The 14,473-nt window shown below is 64.3% G+C and carries 12 protein-coding genes and 3 pseudogenes; 4 read left to right on the top strand and 11 right to left on the bottom strand.

The features are described 5' to 3' along the window. Positions 1-122: 122 nt before the first annotated feature. Positions 123-878: a glycosyltransferase family 25 protein gene (locus FOM02_RS04945; RefSeq protein WP_027560158.1), complete on the bottom strand. Its 756-nt coding sequence runs from the start codon at positions 876-878 to the stop codon at positions 123-125. A 282-nt stretch (positions 879-1,160) separates the two neighbouring features. Here FOM02_RS04945 and FOM02_RS04940 point away from each other — a divergent pair, with 282 nt between their 5' ends. Both FOM02_RS04940 and FOM02_RS04935 read left to right on the top strand, forming a co-directional pair. Then, positions 1,161-2,195, top strand: coding sequence for a dTDP-glucose 4,6-dehydratase (locus FOM02_RS04940; RefSeq protein WP_027560159.1), 1,035 nt, complete (start codon positions 1,161-1,163; stop codon positions 2,193-2,195). 158 nt (positions 2,196-2,353) lie between these two features. Beyond that, a complete protein-coding gene (locus FOM02_RS04935) occupies positions 2,354-3,562 on the top strand; it encodes a DegT/DnrJ/EryC1/StrS family aminotransferase (RefSeq protein WP_265441479.1) in 1,209 nt (402 codons plus the stop codon). A 38-nt stretch (positions 3,563-3,600) separates the two neighbouring features. On the opposite strand, the pseudogene FOM02_RS04930 reads toward FOM02_RS04935, so the two are convergent. From FOM02_RS04930 to FOM02_RS04915, 4 genes and pseudogenes are all read right to left on the bottom strand, one after another. Further along, positions 3,601-5,105, bottom strand: a pseudogene (locus tag FOM02_RS04930) (glycosyltransferase family 39 protein). A 6-nt stretch (positions 5,106-5,111) separates the two neighbouring features. Continuing rightward, positions 5,112-6,263, bottom strand: coding sequence for a glycosyltransferase family 2 protein (locus FOM02_RS04925; RefSeq protein ID WP_265441478.1), 1,152 nt, complete (start codon positions 6,261-6,263; stop codon positions 5,112-5,114). 240 nt (positions 6,264-6,503) lie between these two features. Further along, a complete protein-coding gene (locus FOM02_RS04920; protein WP_027560163.1) occupies positions 6,504-6,704 on the bottom strand; it encodes a hypothetical protein in 201 nt (66 codons plus the stop codon). Positions 6,705-6,844: 140 nt separating this feature from the next. Beyond that, positions 6,845-7,225, bottom strand: a complete 381-nt coding sequence (locus FOM02_RS04915; protein WP_092213559.1) for a hypothetical protein — start codon at positions 7,223-7,225, stop codon at positions 6,845-6,847. 115 nt (positions 7,226-7,340) lie between these two features. Between FOM02_RS04915 and FOM02_RS04910 the strand changes: the two genes are divergently transcribed. Together FOM02_RS04910 and FOM02_RS04905 are read left to right on the top strand one after the other, a co-directional pair. Then, complete coding sequence (locus tag FOM02_RS04910; protein WP_092213557.1) at positions 7,341-8,162, top strand: DUF72 domain-containing protein; 822 nt, start codon at positions 7,341-7,343, stop codon at positions 8,160-8,162. Between the two features lie 8 nt (positions 8,163-8,170). Further along, the gene (locus tag FOM02_RS04905; protein WP_092213555.1) at positions 8,171-8,632 is read left to right on the top strand and encodes a DUF488 family protein; all 462 of its coding nucleotides are present in this window, start codon (positions 8,171-8,173) and stop codon (positions 8,630-8,632) included. Between the two features lie 127 nt (positions 8,633-8,759). Here the strand turns inward: FOM02_RS04905 and FOM02_RS04900 are convergent, their stop codons facing one another. The 6 genes and pseudogenes from FOM02_RS04900 to FOM02_RS04875 all read right to left on the bottom strand — a co-directional run bounded on the left by FOM02_RS04900 (position 8,760) and on the right by FOM02_RS04875 (position 14,471). Next, positions 8,760-9,674 carry a PhzF family phenazine biosynthesis protein gene (locus FOM02_RS04900; protein WP_265441477.1) on the bottom strand — a complete coding sequence of 305 codons (915 nt, stop codon included), beginning with the start codon at positions 9,672-9,674 and terminating at the stop codon, positions 8,760-8,762. 122 nt (positions 9,675-9,796) lie between these two features. Continuing rightward, positions 9,797-10,689 (bottom strand): annotated as a pseudogene (locus FOM02_RS04895) (amidohydrolase family protein). Between the two features lie 22 nt (positions 10,690-10,711). Further along, entirely contained in the window at positions 10,712-11,953 is a 1,242-nt protein-coding gene (locus FOM02_RS04890; protein WP_265441476.1) for an MFS transporter, read from the bottom strand. Between the two features lie 48 nt (positions 11,954-12,001). Next, entirely contained in the window at positions 12,002-12,733 is a 732-nt protein-coding gene (locus FOM02_RS04885) for a GntR family transcriptional regulator (RefSeq protein ID WP_027560170.1), read from the bottom strand. A 122-nt stretch (positions 12,734-12,855) separates the two neighbouring features. Beyond that, positions 12,856-13,053 carry a hypothetical protein gene (locus FOM02_RS04880; RefSeq protein WP_265441475.1) on the bottom strand — a complete coding sequence of 66 codons (198 nt, stop codon included), beginning with the start codon at positions 13,051-13,053 and terminating at the stop codon, positions 12,856-12,858. A gap of 111 nt (positions 13,054-13,164) precedes the next feature. Next, positions 13,165-14,471 (bottom strand): annotated as a pseudogene (locus FOM02_RS04875) (adenylate/guanylate cyclase domain-containing protein). Between the last annotated feature and the right edge of the window lie 2 nt (positions 14,472-14,473).

Genomic DNA, 14,473 nt, shown 5'->3' with positions numbered 1-14,473 from the left:
ACCGGCAGACAAGCCGCCCGTCCAACCCGCGGAAAACGCACTCAGGCGATGACGACCGACTCTCGACCTGCGTTCATCAGCTCCGCACCTCCGTAAAGCTGATGTGCATCCGGCCCCAGATCCTAACCCCAAACCCGCGCCGCACTCGGGATATGACTTTGAGTCGTTGAGGTCGCATTATCGTTGCGGGGCACCACAAGCGGTGCGAGACAAGTATACGCCTTGACGAAGCGATAGATGCTGTTCCCCATCATATCGGCCCCGTACGTCGTCATTGCGCGGTTGCCAAGCGCCTCGATGGTCACCAGCCGGTTGTCCATCGGGAGCCAATACGGATACATTCTCCGCGCTCCTGCAGGGGATAGTACGTACCCGCCCGGGCCAAAACAGCAGTTCAGCCTGAAGGCCGCAACCTGGGACGTCGCTCGCTGGAAAGCGGCGTCGCTCACGTCATCCGGGCGCTGAGGCCGAAAGACCATCATCGACTTCATGCCTGGCGCCAGCTCAATATCGAGTACCGAATCTATATTGCAGCCGAGTACCAGGATATCCCAGTCGCCAAGCGACGGCAGAAGCGTCTTCAGGCGCGCGAGAATGTCGTGACGGATCGTGCAATCGTCCTCAAACACGAGGGCCGGCTGATCCTGCTCGGCAACCATCTTCCATATCCGCGACATCGAGGCGGTACCGCCGACCGCGCCCGGGGCGAACCGCGAACCGGGAGCGACAATCCCCATCGCCATGACTTCCTCATCGGTCAATTTCAATCCGTCAACAGCTGGGAAACGTTCGAAGGCGATTCCGCAGCCTTCATTCCGCTTCAGGAATCTTTCGAATTTCTCCGGCTGGCGATCGAGATTAACGACGAAGTTCTTCATGTTTTTCCAACAATGGCGTTAAGGCGACGGATGCCGATGCGATCCATTAGCCAGCAATCGATCCTGATTCGCCATACCCGCACCATTCCAAATGTGCGTGATTTCGGAAAATCCCCGCGACGCGGCATGCTTCGCGCAAGCTAGGGACGATATCGATAACCAATAGACATCGTGGACTCGAGATGACTGACGCGGCCGCCACGCATGAAATTCGGCGACGCGGAGTTCAGCCTAGAACTCGGGCCTCCATGGCCTTGCAACGCGTTGCGAACAGGATTTCGAATGCGCACTATTCTGGTTACCGGGGGTGCAGGGTTTATCGGTGCAAACCTGGTTCACTACCTCATGGAGAAGTATCCTCTCGATAGGGTCGTGGTCCTCGACGCGCTGACCTATGCGGGCGCCGTCGAAAATCTTCCGCACGATATGGTTCGCTTGCACGATTCTCGCGGGTCACTCTGGTACGGCGATGTTTGCAACGCCGCACTGGTCGACACGCTTGTGGCAGAAGCCGACGTGGTGATCCATCTGGCGGCAGAGACCCACGTCACGCGCTCGATTCACGATAGCCTCCAGTTCTTCCAAACTGACGTGCTGGGGACTCAGACGCTGGCGAATGCTGTTGCCAGGTTCGGGCGCAACATCAAACGCTTTATCCACGTCTCGACATCCGAGGTGTATGGAAATGCGGTTTCGGACATGATGGATGAAAACCATCCGCTGAATCCGATGAGCCCTTACGCAAGCGCCAAATGCGGTGCCGACCGGCTGATCTATTCTTATTGGGCGACCTACAATATTCCCGTCGTGATCGTTCGGCCTTTCAACAATTTCGGCCCGATGCAGCATCTCGAAAAGCTCGTCCCGCGCTTCATAACCAGCGCGATGCTCGACGAGCCGCTGACGGTTCACGGCGGTGGCGTGGCCGCCCGCGATTTCGTCTACGTTGAGGATACCTGCCGCGCGATCGATCTTGTCCTTCAGGCCCCCGGCGAGCTCGTCCATGGCGAAGTCTTCAATGTCGCGACCGGCCAACACCGCACGATCAACGAGATCGCCCACGACATCATATCCAAGATGAATTATTCGCCCGCCAAGATCGAATTTGTCGGCGACCGGCCCGGACAGGTCGTGAGACATACCGGTGATTGGTCGAAGATCAATCGCGTGCTCGGCTGGAAACCAAGCTTCTCCTGGCAGGATGGCCTCAGCCGGACGATCGATTGGTATCGCGAAAATACCGAGCGCTGGTCGCGACAGCTTTGGCTGCGGAGAATCCCGATCACGTCGGCGTCCGGAAAGAAAGAGTATCACTAGTCGACCTGCTTCCCTATTCGACGTCGTTTGTCAGGTGACGCGCGCAAGCTGCTTGTGCATCAAGTCCGCAGCAGCTCAAGATGTGCATGGTTGCCGCGAGCTGATGTCAGTCGCGAGTACCCGTGGCGTGGGCATGCCACATCACCATGGAGCCAAAGTTGCAGGACGATATCGGTATTCGTCGTAGACTCGAGAGGACTGACGCGGTGGCGCCTGAACTTCCGATGCCGCGGGCACAAAATCCTCTCAATATCGTGCGTCCAAGCTTTCCAAAAACAGAGCAGTTCCTGGCCGCCTTTGAGACGGCACTGGAAACCGGCCAGGTCGCGAACAATTCCCGTTGGGTTGTCGAATTTGAGCGACGTTTGAGCGAATATCTCGGTGTCCCGTCCCTCGTCTTCTGCAATGGCCAGATCGGGTTGATGGCCATGCTACGGGCCGCTGGAGTCACCTCTGGCGAAGTGATCGTGCCGTCGTTCACGTTCTGCGCCACACCTCATGCTGTGGAATGGGTGGGCGCCGAACCGGTCTTCGCGGATATCCTTGACGACCTGACCATGCGCCTCGATCCGGAGGACGTGGAGCGCAGGATCACGGATCGCACCATCGCCATCCTTGCCGTCGACGCTTACGGAGTAGCCAGCGACTACGCCTCGCTCGCCGACATCGCCAGGCGCCACAGGCTCAAATTTCTCGTCGATAGCGCGCCCTCGTTCGGTACCCGCGTTAATGGCCAGCCGGTCGGGAGCTTCGCGGACGCGCAGATGTTCAGCTTCCACGCCACCAAGACCTTCTCGACGATGGAGGGCGGATGCGTCTGCAGCCACGATCCGGAATTGCTCGCCCGCGTCAAAGCGATACGCAACTTCGGGCAAGTCGACAGTTCCGATTGTGGTGAGCCGGGCCTGAACGGCAAGATGCTGGAAATATCGGCCCTCATCGGCATCGAGCAGCTCAAGACGTTCGAGCTCGCCGTTGCGACGCGCCGTCGGGCCGTCGAGCGCATGCGCAGCGGGCTTTCCGAAATTCCCGGTCTGCAGGTGGGGCGAGAACCCGCAGGTGTCGAGGCGAACTGGCTATTCCTGCCGGTCGTTGTCGACGCCGAGCAGTTTGGACTCGACCGTGAAGCGCTGGCATCAGCGCTCGAGAAATGTAACGTCTTTGTCCGGAAGTATTACAGCCCGCCATGCCACCACATGACGGCTTACAAGACTCAGAACGACGTGAAATTGGACGTGACGGAGCGAACTGCCTACAACGTGATTGCACTACCCGTTTATAACGACATGACCGATGACGAGTGCGATCTCATCGTCGCCGCCCTGCAGTACGTGCACCAATCGTCGCGTGGCGCGAGCAAGCCTTAAGCACGAAGAGAAATCGACACCACCCCGGACATGACCGCTCAAGGCACGAGTTCAGGCGGCGGCGAGCGGTCCAGCACATCGCCCCTCGCGCCTTCGAGCAGATCGATGCCGTAGGTTTCGACGACGAGCGGCCCGCGCTTGCGCTGCAACTGCGCGACCTGCGTCACCTGCGTGAAGAAGTCCTCGAGGACGGGATGGCCGCCCTCGCGCAGCTCGTCGACATAGATCAACTTGCCCGCCAGCAGTTTGGGATCCGGCTCAGGCATGTTGACCCAGCGGATGCGCTGGTTCTGTTGCGCTACGCAGGTGCGCGCGGCAGGTAGAAGGCGAGCCAGCCGGTCGTGCCGTAGTCGGGCGCAAGCACGCAGCTCGCGCCGGTGCGGATGCGCACCGCCTCGATCTCGGCCGCAAGCTCGCGCCAGCCGACGCCGACGCTGCGCACGGTCGCATCGCGGCGATACCCCGACAGCCAGCCGGTGTTGGCCTGTACGATCAGCGCGGCGAACATCACGATGCCGACCGGCGCGGCCCAGCGCAGGCAGAAATCGGCGAGGCGCCGCTGGCGCGGCTGCCACGGCACGAGATTGGCAGCGGCCGCCGCAGCGACGACGAAGGGCGGATAGACCGGCGCGAACCAGTTGGCCTCGACGCGGGCGTGCAGCGAGTGCCAGATGAAATAGACGACGATGGTCCAGAACATCGTCTCGATCAGCACGCGCGAGGCCAGCGCACCGGCCCGGTGCCAAGTCAGCGCGTGCAGCCCCATCGCGCCGAGGATGAAGACCAGCGGGGTCGCGAATGCGATCTGGGTCGGAATGAGCTCGGCGATGAAGACCGGGCGGAAGTCCTCGATTTTGGCGCGGCCGAGCTGCTTTGCGAACGAGACCCATTGATGGTCGGCGTTCCACAGGATCACCGGCGAGAACAGCGCCAGCGCAACGAGCCCGCCGAGATAGGGCCAGGGCGAGAGAAACCAGCGTCGCAGTTTCGGCACCGCGGCGAGCCAGATCAGGATCGCCGCACCAAAGAACATCGCAGTGTACTTCGACAGCAGCGCCGCGCCGACCGCGGCGCCGACGGCTAACCACCAGACGCCGCGCCCGGTCTCCAGCACTTTTGCGAGGAAGAACAGCACGAAGCTGGAGGCCACCAGCAACGGCGCATCCGGCGTCACGATCAGCGTGCCCACGGAGGCCATCATGGTCACGTTGAGCAGGATGGCGCTGGTCGCCGCCACCCGCGCCCCGCCGAACAGGATCGCGGCGGAACGATAGATCGCGTAGCTCATCGGCAGCGCGAGCAGGATCGACACCAAGCGGACGCCGAGCTCGGTGTCGCCGGCGATCATGGTACCGGCACGGATGACAAAGGCGACCATCGGCGGGTGGTCGTAATAGCCGCCTGCCAGGCTCTTCGACCACATCCAGTAATAGGCTTCGTCGAAGGTGATCGGCGTGAACGCGGCCGCGACGAGGCGCAAGGCCACCAGCGCGACGATCACCAGCGCGGTGTTGCGGACGATCCGCGCGTCAGCCCCGCCCATCCTCAGCTATTTCTTGCGCCAGACGAACAGCCCGGACATCGCGTAATTCCACACCACGCCCATCAGCGCACCGGCCATGCCGGCCAGCCACCAGATCGGCTCCTGATCGTAGACCGAGAAGGCGACGCCGACATTGGCGAGCAGCCCGACGCTGCACACGATGTAGAACGCGATCAGGCCGCGCAGCAGCGCAAAGCCCTTCAGCCGCTGGTCGCGATAGGTGAGGAAGTTGTTGAGGACGAAGTTGCTGGTCATGGCGACGATGGCGCCCGCGGCCTGCGCCTCCGCAAACGGCACCTTGACCAGTTCAAGGGCGATGAACAGCGTGGTGAGATGCACCACGAGGCCTATGCCGCCGACCATCGCGAACAGGATGAAGCGCAGCGAGACGATGTCGTTGGTGAGCTTGGCCAGCAGCAGGCCGAGGAAGTCGAGTGCGACCATGGAATCCAGCTTGCTCTCGCCATGCTGGCGGGCGCCAAAGGTGTAGGGAACCTCGACCGTGCGCAAGCCGCCATGCGCGCTCGCGACGACGTCGAGCAGGATCTTGAAGCCGTGCACCGACAGTTTCGGCGCGAGCTGCTCGAAACGGTCGCGGCGCATCATGAAGAAGCCGCTCATGGGATCGGCGATCTCGACCCGCAGCATCTTCCTGGCGAGCTCGGTCGCCAACGCGCTGGCGCCGGCGCGCTGCTTGTTGAAACCTTCGCTCTTGTAGCCCTCGATGTAGCGGCTGCCGACGACGAGCTCGGCCTGCTCGCTTGCGAGCAGCAGCAGCATCTTGGGCAGCTGTGTCTCGTCGTGCTGGAGGTCGGCGTCGATCACGGCCACATAGGGCGCGCTGGAGGCCAGGATGCCCTCGATGCAGGCGCCGGACAGGCCGCGGCGGCCGATGCGCCGGACGCAGCCGATGCGCCGGACGCAGCGCACGCGGCTGTCGCGCTGGGCCAGCGCGCGCACGACGTCCCAGGTGCCGTCGGGCGAATTGTCGTCGACGAACACGACCTCCCAGACGACGTTGGCGAGGGTCGCCTCCAGCCGTCGGTACAGCACCGTGACGTTGTCGCGCTCGTTGAAGGTCGGGACGATGACCGACAGTTCCGGGCCTTCGTGGGCCTGCGGCGGGCTGTCGGCGCCCGGTCTGATCGCTTCATTCATGACGGCAGCGTATATCCGCCACGTCCTGCGCTGCCAAGCCGGGGTTTTTTCTGGGGAATGGACCAAAGGGGCCCTAAAATGCCAACGACCCCGGAACGGCGGACCGCGCGTACATCCGGCGCAGGCCCAAGCTATTCCAAGGTCGTCCCAGCGCCGGAGTTTTCGCTCAACGTCGCCGTTAAAAGCTAGATAGGAACGACAAACCCGCTTCGCAAGGGGCGAAAGGGTCGATTTTCGGCCCTATTGGTTGGGGACTTCCTTGATCACCGGGCCACGCGGCGCGGGCGCGGCGGGGGCTGCGGGTGCCGCAGCCGGGGCAGGCTCGACCTTCGGCTTGGGCGGCTTGCCGTACTGGCCGATCGGCCCGAGGACCACGGCGACCGCAAGCACGATCGCCGCGACGATCGCGCCCAGAATGCCCCCCACCGACTCAGACGACATGGAAACCCTTCCGTGTTCCAGATGCGGCGAGTGATACCACGGATGCGCGCTGCACCGGAAGGCCCCGGGCAAATGGCGCGGAGCGAATGAGGAAGGCCTGCCCTTTTTGCCCTATTCGCCATTGGCCATTCGCCACTCGCCTACTTCGCCGGCGCGCGGCGCTTGACGAAGGCCGTGACGATGTCCTTCTGCGCCGACTCGACCGCCCTGTTCGCGGTGGCGAGATGCGCGCCGGAATCGATGTTCGGGTATTGCGTGGTGAGATAGTCAAGCAGCGCCACCCGGTAATACTGCCGTTCCGACGGACAGGCGCCGGCGACCGAGCGGCCGAAATCCTGTTCCGACAGACCCTGATTGCTGTCGCGCGAATATTCCCGCGCCAGGCAATGCCAGTAATCGTCGCGGCCCTGCTGGGCGAGCTTCTGTGCGCTCTTTGCGTCATCGTCATCCGCCATGGCCGAAGATATCATGGCAGCAGATGTCATCATGACGAGCGCCGCTCCTACCACCAGCATCCGCATCTTGTTCTCCTTTTTCGCGGGTCACCTCGCAAGCTTAGACCGGGGGCGGCAACTGGCCAATCACATCTGGTTTGATTAGGATGAGGTCCCTCCCCGTCGATGCGAGATTCCTCCCGTGGCCAAAGCAAAAACCGCGTCCAAAAAATCCGGCAACATCTTCATCGGCATCGGCGGCTGGACCTTCGAGCCCTGGCGCGGCGTGTTCTATCCGGAGAAGCTGACGCAAGCGAAGGAGCTGTCCTATGCCGCTTCGAAGCTGACCTCGATCGAGATCAACGGTACTTATTACGGCTCGCAGAAGCCGGAGAGCTTTCGCAAATGGGCGAGCGAAGTCCCTGACGGATTCGTATTCTCCGTGAAGGGGCCGCGCTTCGCCACCAATCGCCGCGTGCTCGCCGAGGCCGGCGATTCCATCAAGCGGTTCTACGATTCCGGTGTGCTGGAGCTCGGCGACCGGCTCGGGCCAGTGCTCTGGCAGTTCGCGCCGACCAAGAAGTTCGACGGCGCCGATTTCGGCAAGTTCCTGGAGCTGCTGCCGCGCAAGCTCGACGGTCGCGCGCTGCGCCACGTCGTCGAGGTCCGCCACGACAGTTTCTGCACGCCGGATTTCATCGCGCTGATCCGCGAGTTCGAGACGCCGGTGGTGTTCGCCGAGCACGGCAAATATCCGGCGATCGCCGATGTCGCCAGCGATTTTGTTTACGCGCGATTGCAGAAGGGTAACGACGAGCTGAAGACCTGCTATCCGCCGAAGCAGCTCGACGCCTGGGCCGAGCGCTTTCAGGCGTGGGCCTCCGGCAGTGAACCGGATGACCTGCCAAAGGTTGACAAGGCCAAGCCGAAGAAGGAGCCACGCGACGTGTTCGCTTATGTCATCCACGAGGGCAAGGTGCGCGCGCCGCACGGCGCCATGGAACTGATCGCGCGGGTGAGCTGAGGTGATCGATGGCAAAGGCGAAGAAGCTCTTCACCATCGGCTATGAGCAGACGCCGCCCAAGGCTGTGCTGGACGAGCTGGAACACGCCGGCGTCAAGCTCGTGGTCGACGTGCGCGCGGTGACGTCGTCGCGCCGGCCGGGCTTTTCCAAGAAGCAGCTCGCCGCGGGCTTGGACGAGCGCGGCATCGCCTATGTCCATCTCGCAGCCCTCGGTACGCCGAAGGAAGGCCGGCTTGCCGCGCGTAGCGGGCAATACGACGTGCTGGAGAAGATCTTCTCGAAGCACCTGAAGGCGCCCGAGGCCAAAGAGGCGATGGACGAGCTCTCGGCGCTGGTGAAAAAGGCGGGGCCCGTGTGCCTGCTCTGCTACGAGCGCGATCACACCCACTGCCACCGCCAGATGATCGCGGAGATCATCGAGGAGCGCGATGGGGTGGCGGTGAAGAATCTGGCGGGGCGGCAGGTGTAGCCACCTCCGCCGTCATTCCGGGGCGCGCGCAGCGCGAGCCCGGAATCCATTCATCCACCAACTCTGCCGCCCGATGGATTCCGGGCTCAGCGCTTCGCGCTGCCCCGGAATGACGAGCGGAAAGAGCTCACCCCTCCCCCGCCAGCTTGAACGTCCCTTCCATCATCTGCACGCAGCTGCCGCCGACATGCGCGGACACGATCTTGCCGCCCTGCTTGCGCACGCGCGTCTGGAGGATGCTGGGCCGGCCCATGTCGAAGCCCTGGCCGATGGTGAGCTTCAATTCACCGTCACGCGTGGGATCGAGATCGGCAAACAGCGCCGCGGCGGCGACCGTGGCGCTGCCGGTGGCGGGGTCCTCGACGAGACCGCTGGCGCCGCGCATGAACATCCGCGCCTGCCGCTCGCAAGGCGCCTCCGCCGGCGGCACGTCGCGCGTATAGAACCACACCGAGCGGGCACCGTCGCGCGGCAAGACCTTGCCGTAGGCTAGAGCGTCGGGCCGCGCCCGCTTCAGCGCCTCGCGCGAATGCAGCTCCATCACCAGGAACGCGTTTCCGACGGTAACGACATGTGGTGCGTGGTTGTCGGTCTTGACGTCATCCGCACTCAGCGAGATGCAGCTTGCGGCTTCAGCAGGCGACAGCGGCACATGCCGCACCAACGGCTGCGGTGCGGTGAGCTCGGTCCTGATCACCCGGCCCTGCTCTCGCACGATCTCGACCGACACGAGGCCAGCCTTCTCCTCGAACAGCAGGCGCGGTTTCGGCTCTTTCGCCATCGAGGCCAGCACGAAGGCAGTGCCGACATTGGGATGGCCGGCAAAGGCGATCTCCAGCACCGGCGTGAAGATGCGAACCTCGGCGTCATTGGCCTTGTCGCGCGGCGGCAGTACGAAGGTCGTCTCGGAATAGTTGAACTCGGTCGCGATCGCCTGCATCTGCGTGGTCGACAAGCCGCCGGCATCGAGCACCACGGCGAGCTGATTGCCGCCGAAGGCGCGGTCGGTGAACACGTCGACGGTGATGTAGCGGCGCTGCATCGTCACTTCCCCATGCAAGTCGCGGCCACGACCGGCCGCATCGCGCGGCAGTCTACAGGCCGGCGACATCGTCCGTCATGCCCCAAAATTGAGTGCAATCGGAGCAATGGCGCAAGGGGGAGTCAGAAGCGGAAGAGCGACCGTGGTGACGCCAACACTTGCGCCCGCTCGCTCGCTTCAGAAATCAGCGTGTCGAGAAATTGCCGGTTCTTCTGGTAGCTCTGCGAAGCCTCGAACTGCGTGTGCGGCCAATCGCTGCCCCACAACAGGCGATCCACGCCGTAGGCGTCGCGCAGCAGCGGATAGGCCGCCTTCGCAAAATCTTCGCCGATCGCGCCGTTGCGATACGGCGCGGAGATCTTGACCCAGACGTTCTTCGTCGCGCCGAGTTTCAGCACAGACCGGAAGCCGGGATCGGCGATACCGAGCTTCGGATCCGGCAGCGCGTAGTGATCGAGCACGACGGTAACACCGTGATCGAGCAGCTGCGGCGCGAGCACCGCGAGATCGGACGCATTGCGCTGGACCTCGACCTGCCAGCCCATGGCTTTCACGTTTGCGAGCAGCGCCGTCCATTCGCGGGCGGCGAGATCAGGCAAGGGCTGGCCGACGAGATTGAGACGAATGCCGACCGCGCCGGCGCGGTCGAGCGCGCGCAGCTCGTCCGCGGTGATGGTGGGATCGACCACGGCAATGCCGCGCAGGCGCCCGGCCGCCTGCTTCAGGCATTCGACCAGATAGGAATTGTCGGTGCCGAGAAAGCTCGGCTGCACCAGCACGCCATTCGTCATGCCGTTGCGATCGAGCTGCTCCAGATACAGCGGCAGCGGCGCGTCGTAGTCCGGCGCATAGCGCGGCCCGGAGCGAGCTTGAGGCCGCGGTGGAAGACATGGGCGTGGGTGTCGATATCAGGCAAGGCCGCCTCACTCCTGGCTGTGGTCGCAACCACCGTGGCGAGCGACGCAAGGCCCGCGCCGAACTGGCGGCGCGTGAGGCCGCGCTGGGCGAATGTCATGGTGGCTACTCCCCATCCGTCGTCAGGCGCGCGTCGCGGCGGTCTGCTCAAAAACCTTGCCGCGGGTCTCGGGGAGCATCAGCACCGCGATCAGCACCAGCGAATAAGCAAACGCCGCATCGATGCCGATCGCCGGTCCAAGCCCGATGTGATCGCTGAGGAAGCCGACCAGGAAGGGGAATGCCGCAGAGACGACGCGGCCGAAATTGTAGCAGAAGCCGACGCCGGTGCCGCGCACGCCGGCGGGATAGAGCTCGCTGAACAGCGCCGCCATGCTGGCCGGGATGCCGGCCGAGAAGAAGCCGAGCGGAAAGCCGAGCACCAGCATCTCGCCGTTGGTCAGCGGCGCGAAGATGTAGATCAGCACCGTGATGATGCAGGCGCTGGCGAAGAGGGCGACATTGGCCCGGCGGCCGATGCGGTCGCTGATGATGCCGCTCGCGACGCAGCCGCAGAAGAAGGCGACGATGATGACGGCGAGATAGCCGCTGGAGCCCAGCACCGACAGGTGCCGCACCTCGCGCAAGTATGTCGGCAGGAAGGTGGTGAGCGCGGCATACCCGCCATGGGCGCCGATGCCGAACAGGCCGCCGATCAGCGTCGAGCGCAGCACGTCGCGATGGAAGATGCCGGAGAGCGTGGCGAAGAACGGCGTCTTATCGGCGGCCACAGATCGCGGTGGCTCCTTCAGGCCGCGCCGGATGAAGATGATGAGGAGCGCCGGCAACAGCCCGAGCGCGAACAGGAGTCGCCAGGCGATGTCTGCCGGCGCATAGGTGAACACGAGCGCCGAGAGCAGCACGGCGGCGCCCCAGCCCACCGCCCAGGCGCTCTGCACAGAGCCGAGTGCCTTGCCGCGATGCTCGGGCCGGATGATCTCGGCCATCAGCACCGCGCCGCAGGCCCATTCGGCGCCGAAGCCGAGGCCCTGGATCGCCTTGAGGATCAGGAGCTGGGTGTAGGTCATCGCGAAGGCGCAGGCGAAGGTCGCGAGCGCGAAGGTCGCGACCGTGATCTGAAGCGCCTTGACGCGGCCGAAGCGGTCGCCGAGCGCGCCGCCGATCCAGCCGCCGAACGCGCCGAAGAACAGCGTGATCGAACCGAGCAGGCCGGCATCGGCCTTGCTGATGCCGAAGGCCGCGATCAGCGCGGGGATGGCGAGGCCGAACATCTGCACGTCGAGCGCATCCAGCGCCCAGCCGCCAAAGCTTGCCCAGAACGTGCGCCGCTCCAGCGGCGAGCTTTCACTGTACCAGTTCGACATGTTTCCACCCCTGTACTCGTTGTTGCTTGATGTCGTTGAAAGGCCGCGTCAGCGGATCTCCGCGTGGTAGCGGAAGCGATCCGCCGGGCCACGCGAGCGGCGCCATTCGATCGGCCGCCGCTCGAGGTCGAGCGCAAGGCGTTCGATCACGATCAGCGGCGCGCCGGTCTCGAGCCTGAGCAGGCGCGCCTGCATCTCATTGGCGGTCTCGACCGTCAGGATTTCCTCGGCGGAGACCACCACCTCGCCGCAGCGCTCCTCGTAGAGCGGGTACAGCAAGTCGCCGAATTCGGCGGTGTCGATGTCGAGGATCTTTGCGAAGCGCGACTGCTGGAGCCAGATCTCTTCGGCGAGCAACGGCACGTCGTCGATCAGGCGCAGGCGCGACAGGCTGATCACGGGCTCACCGACGGGAATGCGCAGCGCGGAGGCGACGGCCGAATTCGCCGGCACGCTTTTGCGGCGGATGATGCGGCTCTTCGGCACGCGCCGCTCGCCGCTCTCGGACTGGAAGCGGAAGAAGCGGAACAGCGAGGAGTTGAAGCGCGCGCGGCGCACGAAGGTGCCGCGGCCCTGCTGGCGCTCCAGCACGGCATCGCTGACGAGCTGGTCGATCGCCTTGCGCACGGTGCCGATGGCGACGCCGTAGTGCGCACCGAGCTCGGCCTCCGACGGGATCGGCTCGCCCGGCCGCCACTCATTGCGGTTGATCCGCGCGGCGAGGTCGTCGCGCAGGCGCTGGTAGCGCGGCAGGCGGTCGTCGTGCGGGGCTGCATTCATCTAGTCATATAGATGACTAGATGAGATGGGAGTCAAGCACTACGAAAATACCGCGCACGGGGGGGGGGGGAAGGCGGAAAGCGATGTCGGGCCGGCAGACCTGCCGGCCGACGCCGCTCGCGTCAGTTTGTTGCCTTGGGCATGCAGGGCGGCTGCTTGTAAGGCGCCGAGGCAAACGCCCCTGCCGCCGGCGCTCTCACGCAATCCGCAGTTGCCAGCGGCTGGGCGTGGCGCGGGACCGCGTCGCGGGCGGCAGCGGCCTGCATCTGGCAGACGGCCGCAGCGATGAGGATGGCTGAGACAAGGGTCAATCGGGACATGGATCTTCTCCGCATGGCAAACGGAAGCCGAGAGCTTTCGACTTCCTGAGTGCGAGAGCGGAAAACGAGGCGGGATATTTCATCACGCGCATTCAACGAAATGCGAGCAGTCTATCCCAGTTGAAACACCGGCACCGGCCGCTCGTAGCCGCGCACCTCGACTTCGCCGAGCGCGACGGCATCCTTGCCGTCATCGCCGAGGGCCTCGCGCACCGACGCGGAGATCAACAGCTGCGAGCCGAACTCCTTGTTCAAAGCTTCCAGCCGCGAGGCGAAGTTCACGGTGTCGCCGATGACAGTGTATTCCTTGCGCCGGGGCGAGCCGATATTGCCGGCGACGACCTCGCCAAAATGGATGCCGATGCCGATCCGCAGCGGCCAGCTCGTCTCTGCATTGATGCGGTCCATCGCGGTCAGCATCTCGCGGCCGGCGCGACCGCGCGATGCGCGGCATCCGAGGCCTCCAGCGGCGCGCCGAACAGGGCGAGAAAGCCGTCACCGAGAAACTTGTTCACGATGCCGCCCTCGCGATCGAGGATGTCGACCAGCACAGCGAAGGCGCCGTCGAGCCGGTCGACCACCTCCTGCGGCGTGCGCGACTGCGCCCCGGCGGTGAAGCCGCGGAAATCGACGAACATCACGGCGACGCGTCGGATATCGCCGCTGGCGCTGGTGCCCTCCGCCATCAGCCGTTCGACGACCTGCGGCGAGACGTGCTGGCCGAACAGGTTGGTGACGCGGTCGCGCGCGGTGGCCGCCGCGATGCTCGCGGCAAATTGCCGCCGCAACCGCGCGCCGACGGCTCCCGCCAGCACGCCGCAGATCAGGAGGATGACGCTGCGCACCGCGTGGAAATAGGTCTGTGGCTCGCCGACGCCGCTGTCAGGATCATAAATCAGCGCGACGGCGAACAGCTGCGACGCCGCGACAAAGCCGGTGAAGGTGGACAGCCAGAAATCGAGCCGCAGGGTCGAGAGAATGACGAAGATGAAGTAGACCAGCGGCACCGCGAAGCCGAGCGCCTGGCTCGCGCCCATGGTCCGGATTTGCAGAAGGAGGATGAGCGTGGGCAGCGACGTCTCGATGAGCGCACCGATGTAGCGCCGGGCCACCGGCAGATCGCGATTGAGCCTGAGGTTCCGCCTGATCTGGGCGTAAATCCACACCTCGAGCAGGATGAAGCCGATCAGAAGGCCGTATTCCTTGACGAGCCCGCCCGTACCACGCCAGACCCGGTTCACGACGGCAGGGTCGATCAAATACATCGTGGTGAGGAGGATGATGATGACGCATCCGGTCATGATCAGCGCCCGCACCCGCAACAGCTCGGTGCGCAGCACCTCCCGCGTCAGCTCGCGCTCGTAATCCTCCGAGAGCACGGCATGCTGCCGCGCCTTCCTGCTCGCAAACCTGGCCATTC

This window comes from Bradyrhizobium sp. SEMIA (assembly GCF_014844175.1).
Classification (GTDB): domain Bacteria; phylum Pseudomonadota; class Alphaproteobacteria; order Rhizobiales; family Xanthobacteraceae; genus Bradyrhizobium; species Bradyrhizobium arachidis.
The sequence above is the reverse complement of the archived record's forward strand: the minus strand, read 5'-3'. Positions and strand labels throughout refer to the sequence as shown.

Excerpts from the sequence above, each read along its gene's own strand:
- FOM02_RS04945 (WP_027560158.1), bottom strand. The coding sequence starts at position 878 with ATGAAGAACTTCGTCGTTAATCTCGATCGCCAGCCGGAGAAATTCGAA.
- FOM02_RS04940 (WP_027560159.1), top strand. The coding sequence starts at position 1,161 with ATGCGCACTATTCTGGTTACCGGGGGTGCAGGGTTTATCGGTGCAAAC.
- FOM02_RS04925 (WP_265441478.1), bottom strand. The coding sequence starts at position 6,263 with ATGAATGAAGCGATCAGACCGGGCGCCGACAGCCCGCCGCAGGCCCAC.
- FOM02_RS04920 (WP_027560163.1), bottom strand. The coding sequence starts at position 6,704 with ATGTCGTCTGAGTCGGTGGGGGGCATTCTGGGCGCGATCGTCGCGGCG.
- FOM02_RS04915 (WP_092213559.1), bottom strand. The coding sequence starts at position 7,225 with ATGCGGATGCTGGTGGTAGGAGCGGCGCTCGTCATGATGACATCTGCT.
- FOM02_RS04905 (WP_092213555.1), top strand. The coding sequence starts at position 8,171 with ATGGCAAAGGCGAAGAAGCTCTTCACCATCGGCTATGAGCAGACGCCG.
- FOM02_RS04900 (WP_265441477.1), bottom strand. The coding sequence starts at position 9,674 with ATGCAGCGCCGCTACATCACCGTCGACGTGTTCACCGACCGCGCCTTC.
- FOM02_RS04890 (WP_265441476.1), bottom strand. The coding sequence starts at position 11,953 with ATGTCGAACTGGTACAGTGAAAGCTCGCCGCTGGAGCGGCGCACGTTC.
- FOM02_RS04885 (WP_027560170.1), bottom strand. The coding sequence starts at position 12,733 with ATGAATGCAGCCCCGCACGACGACCGCCTGCCGCGCTACCAGCGCCTG.
- FOM02_RS04880 (WP_265441475.1), bottom strand. The coding sequence starts at position 13,053 with ATGTCCCGATTGACCCTTGTCTCAGCCATCCTCATCGCTGCGGCCGTC.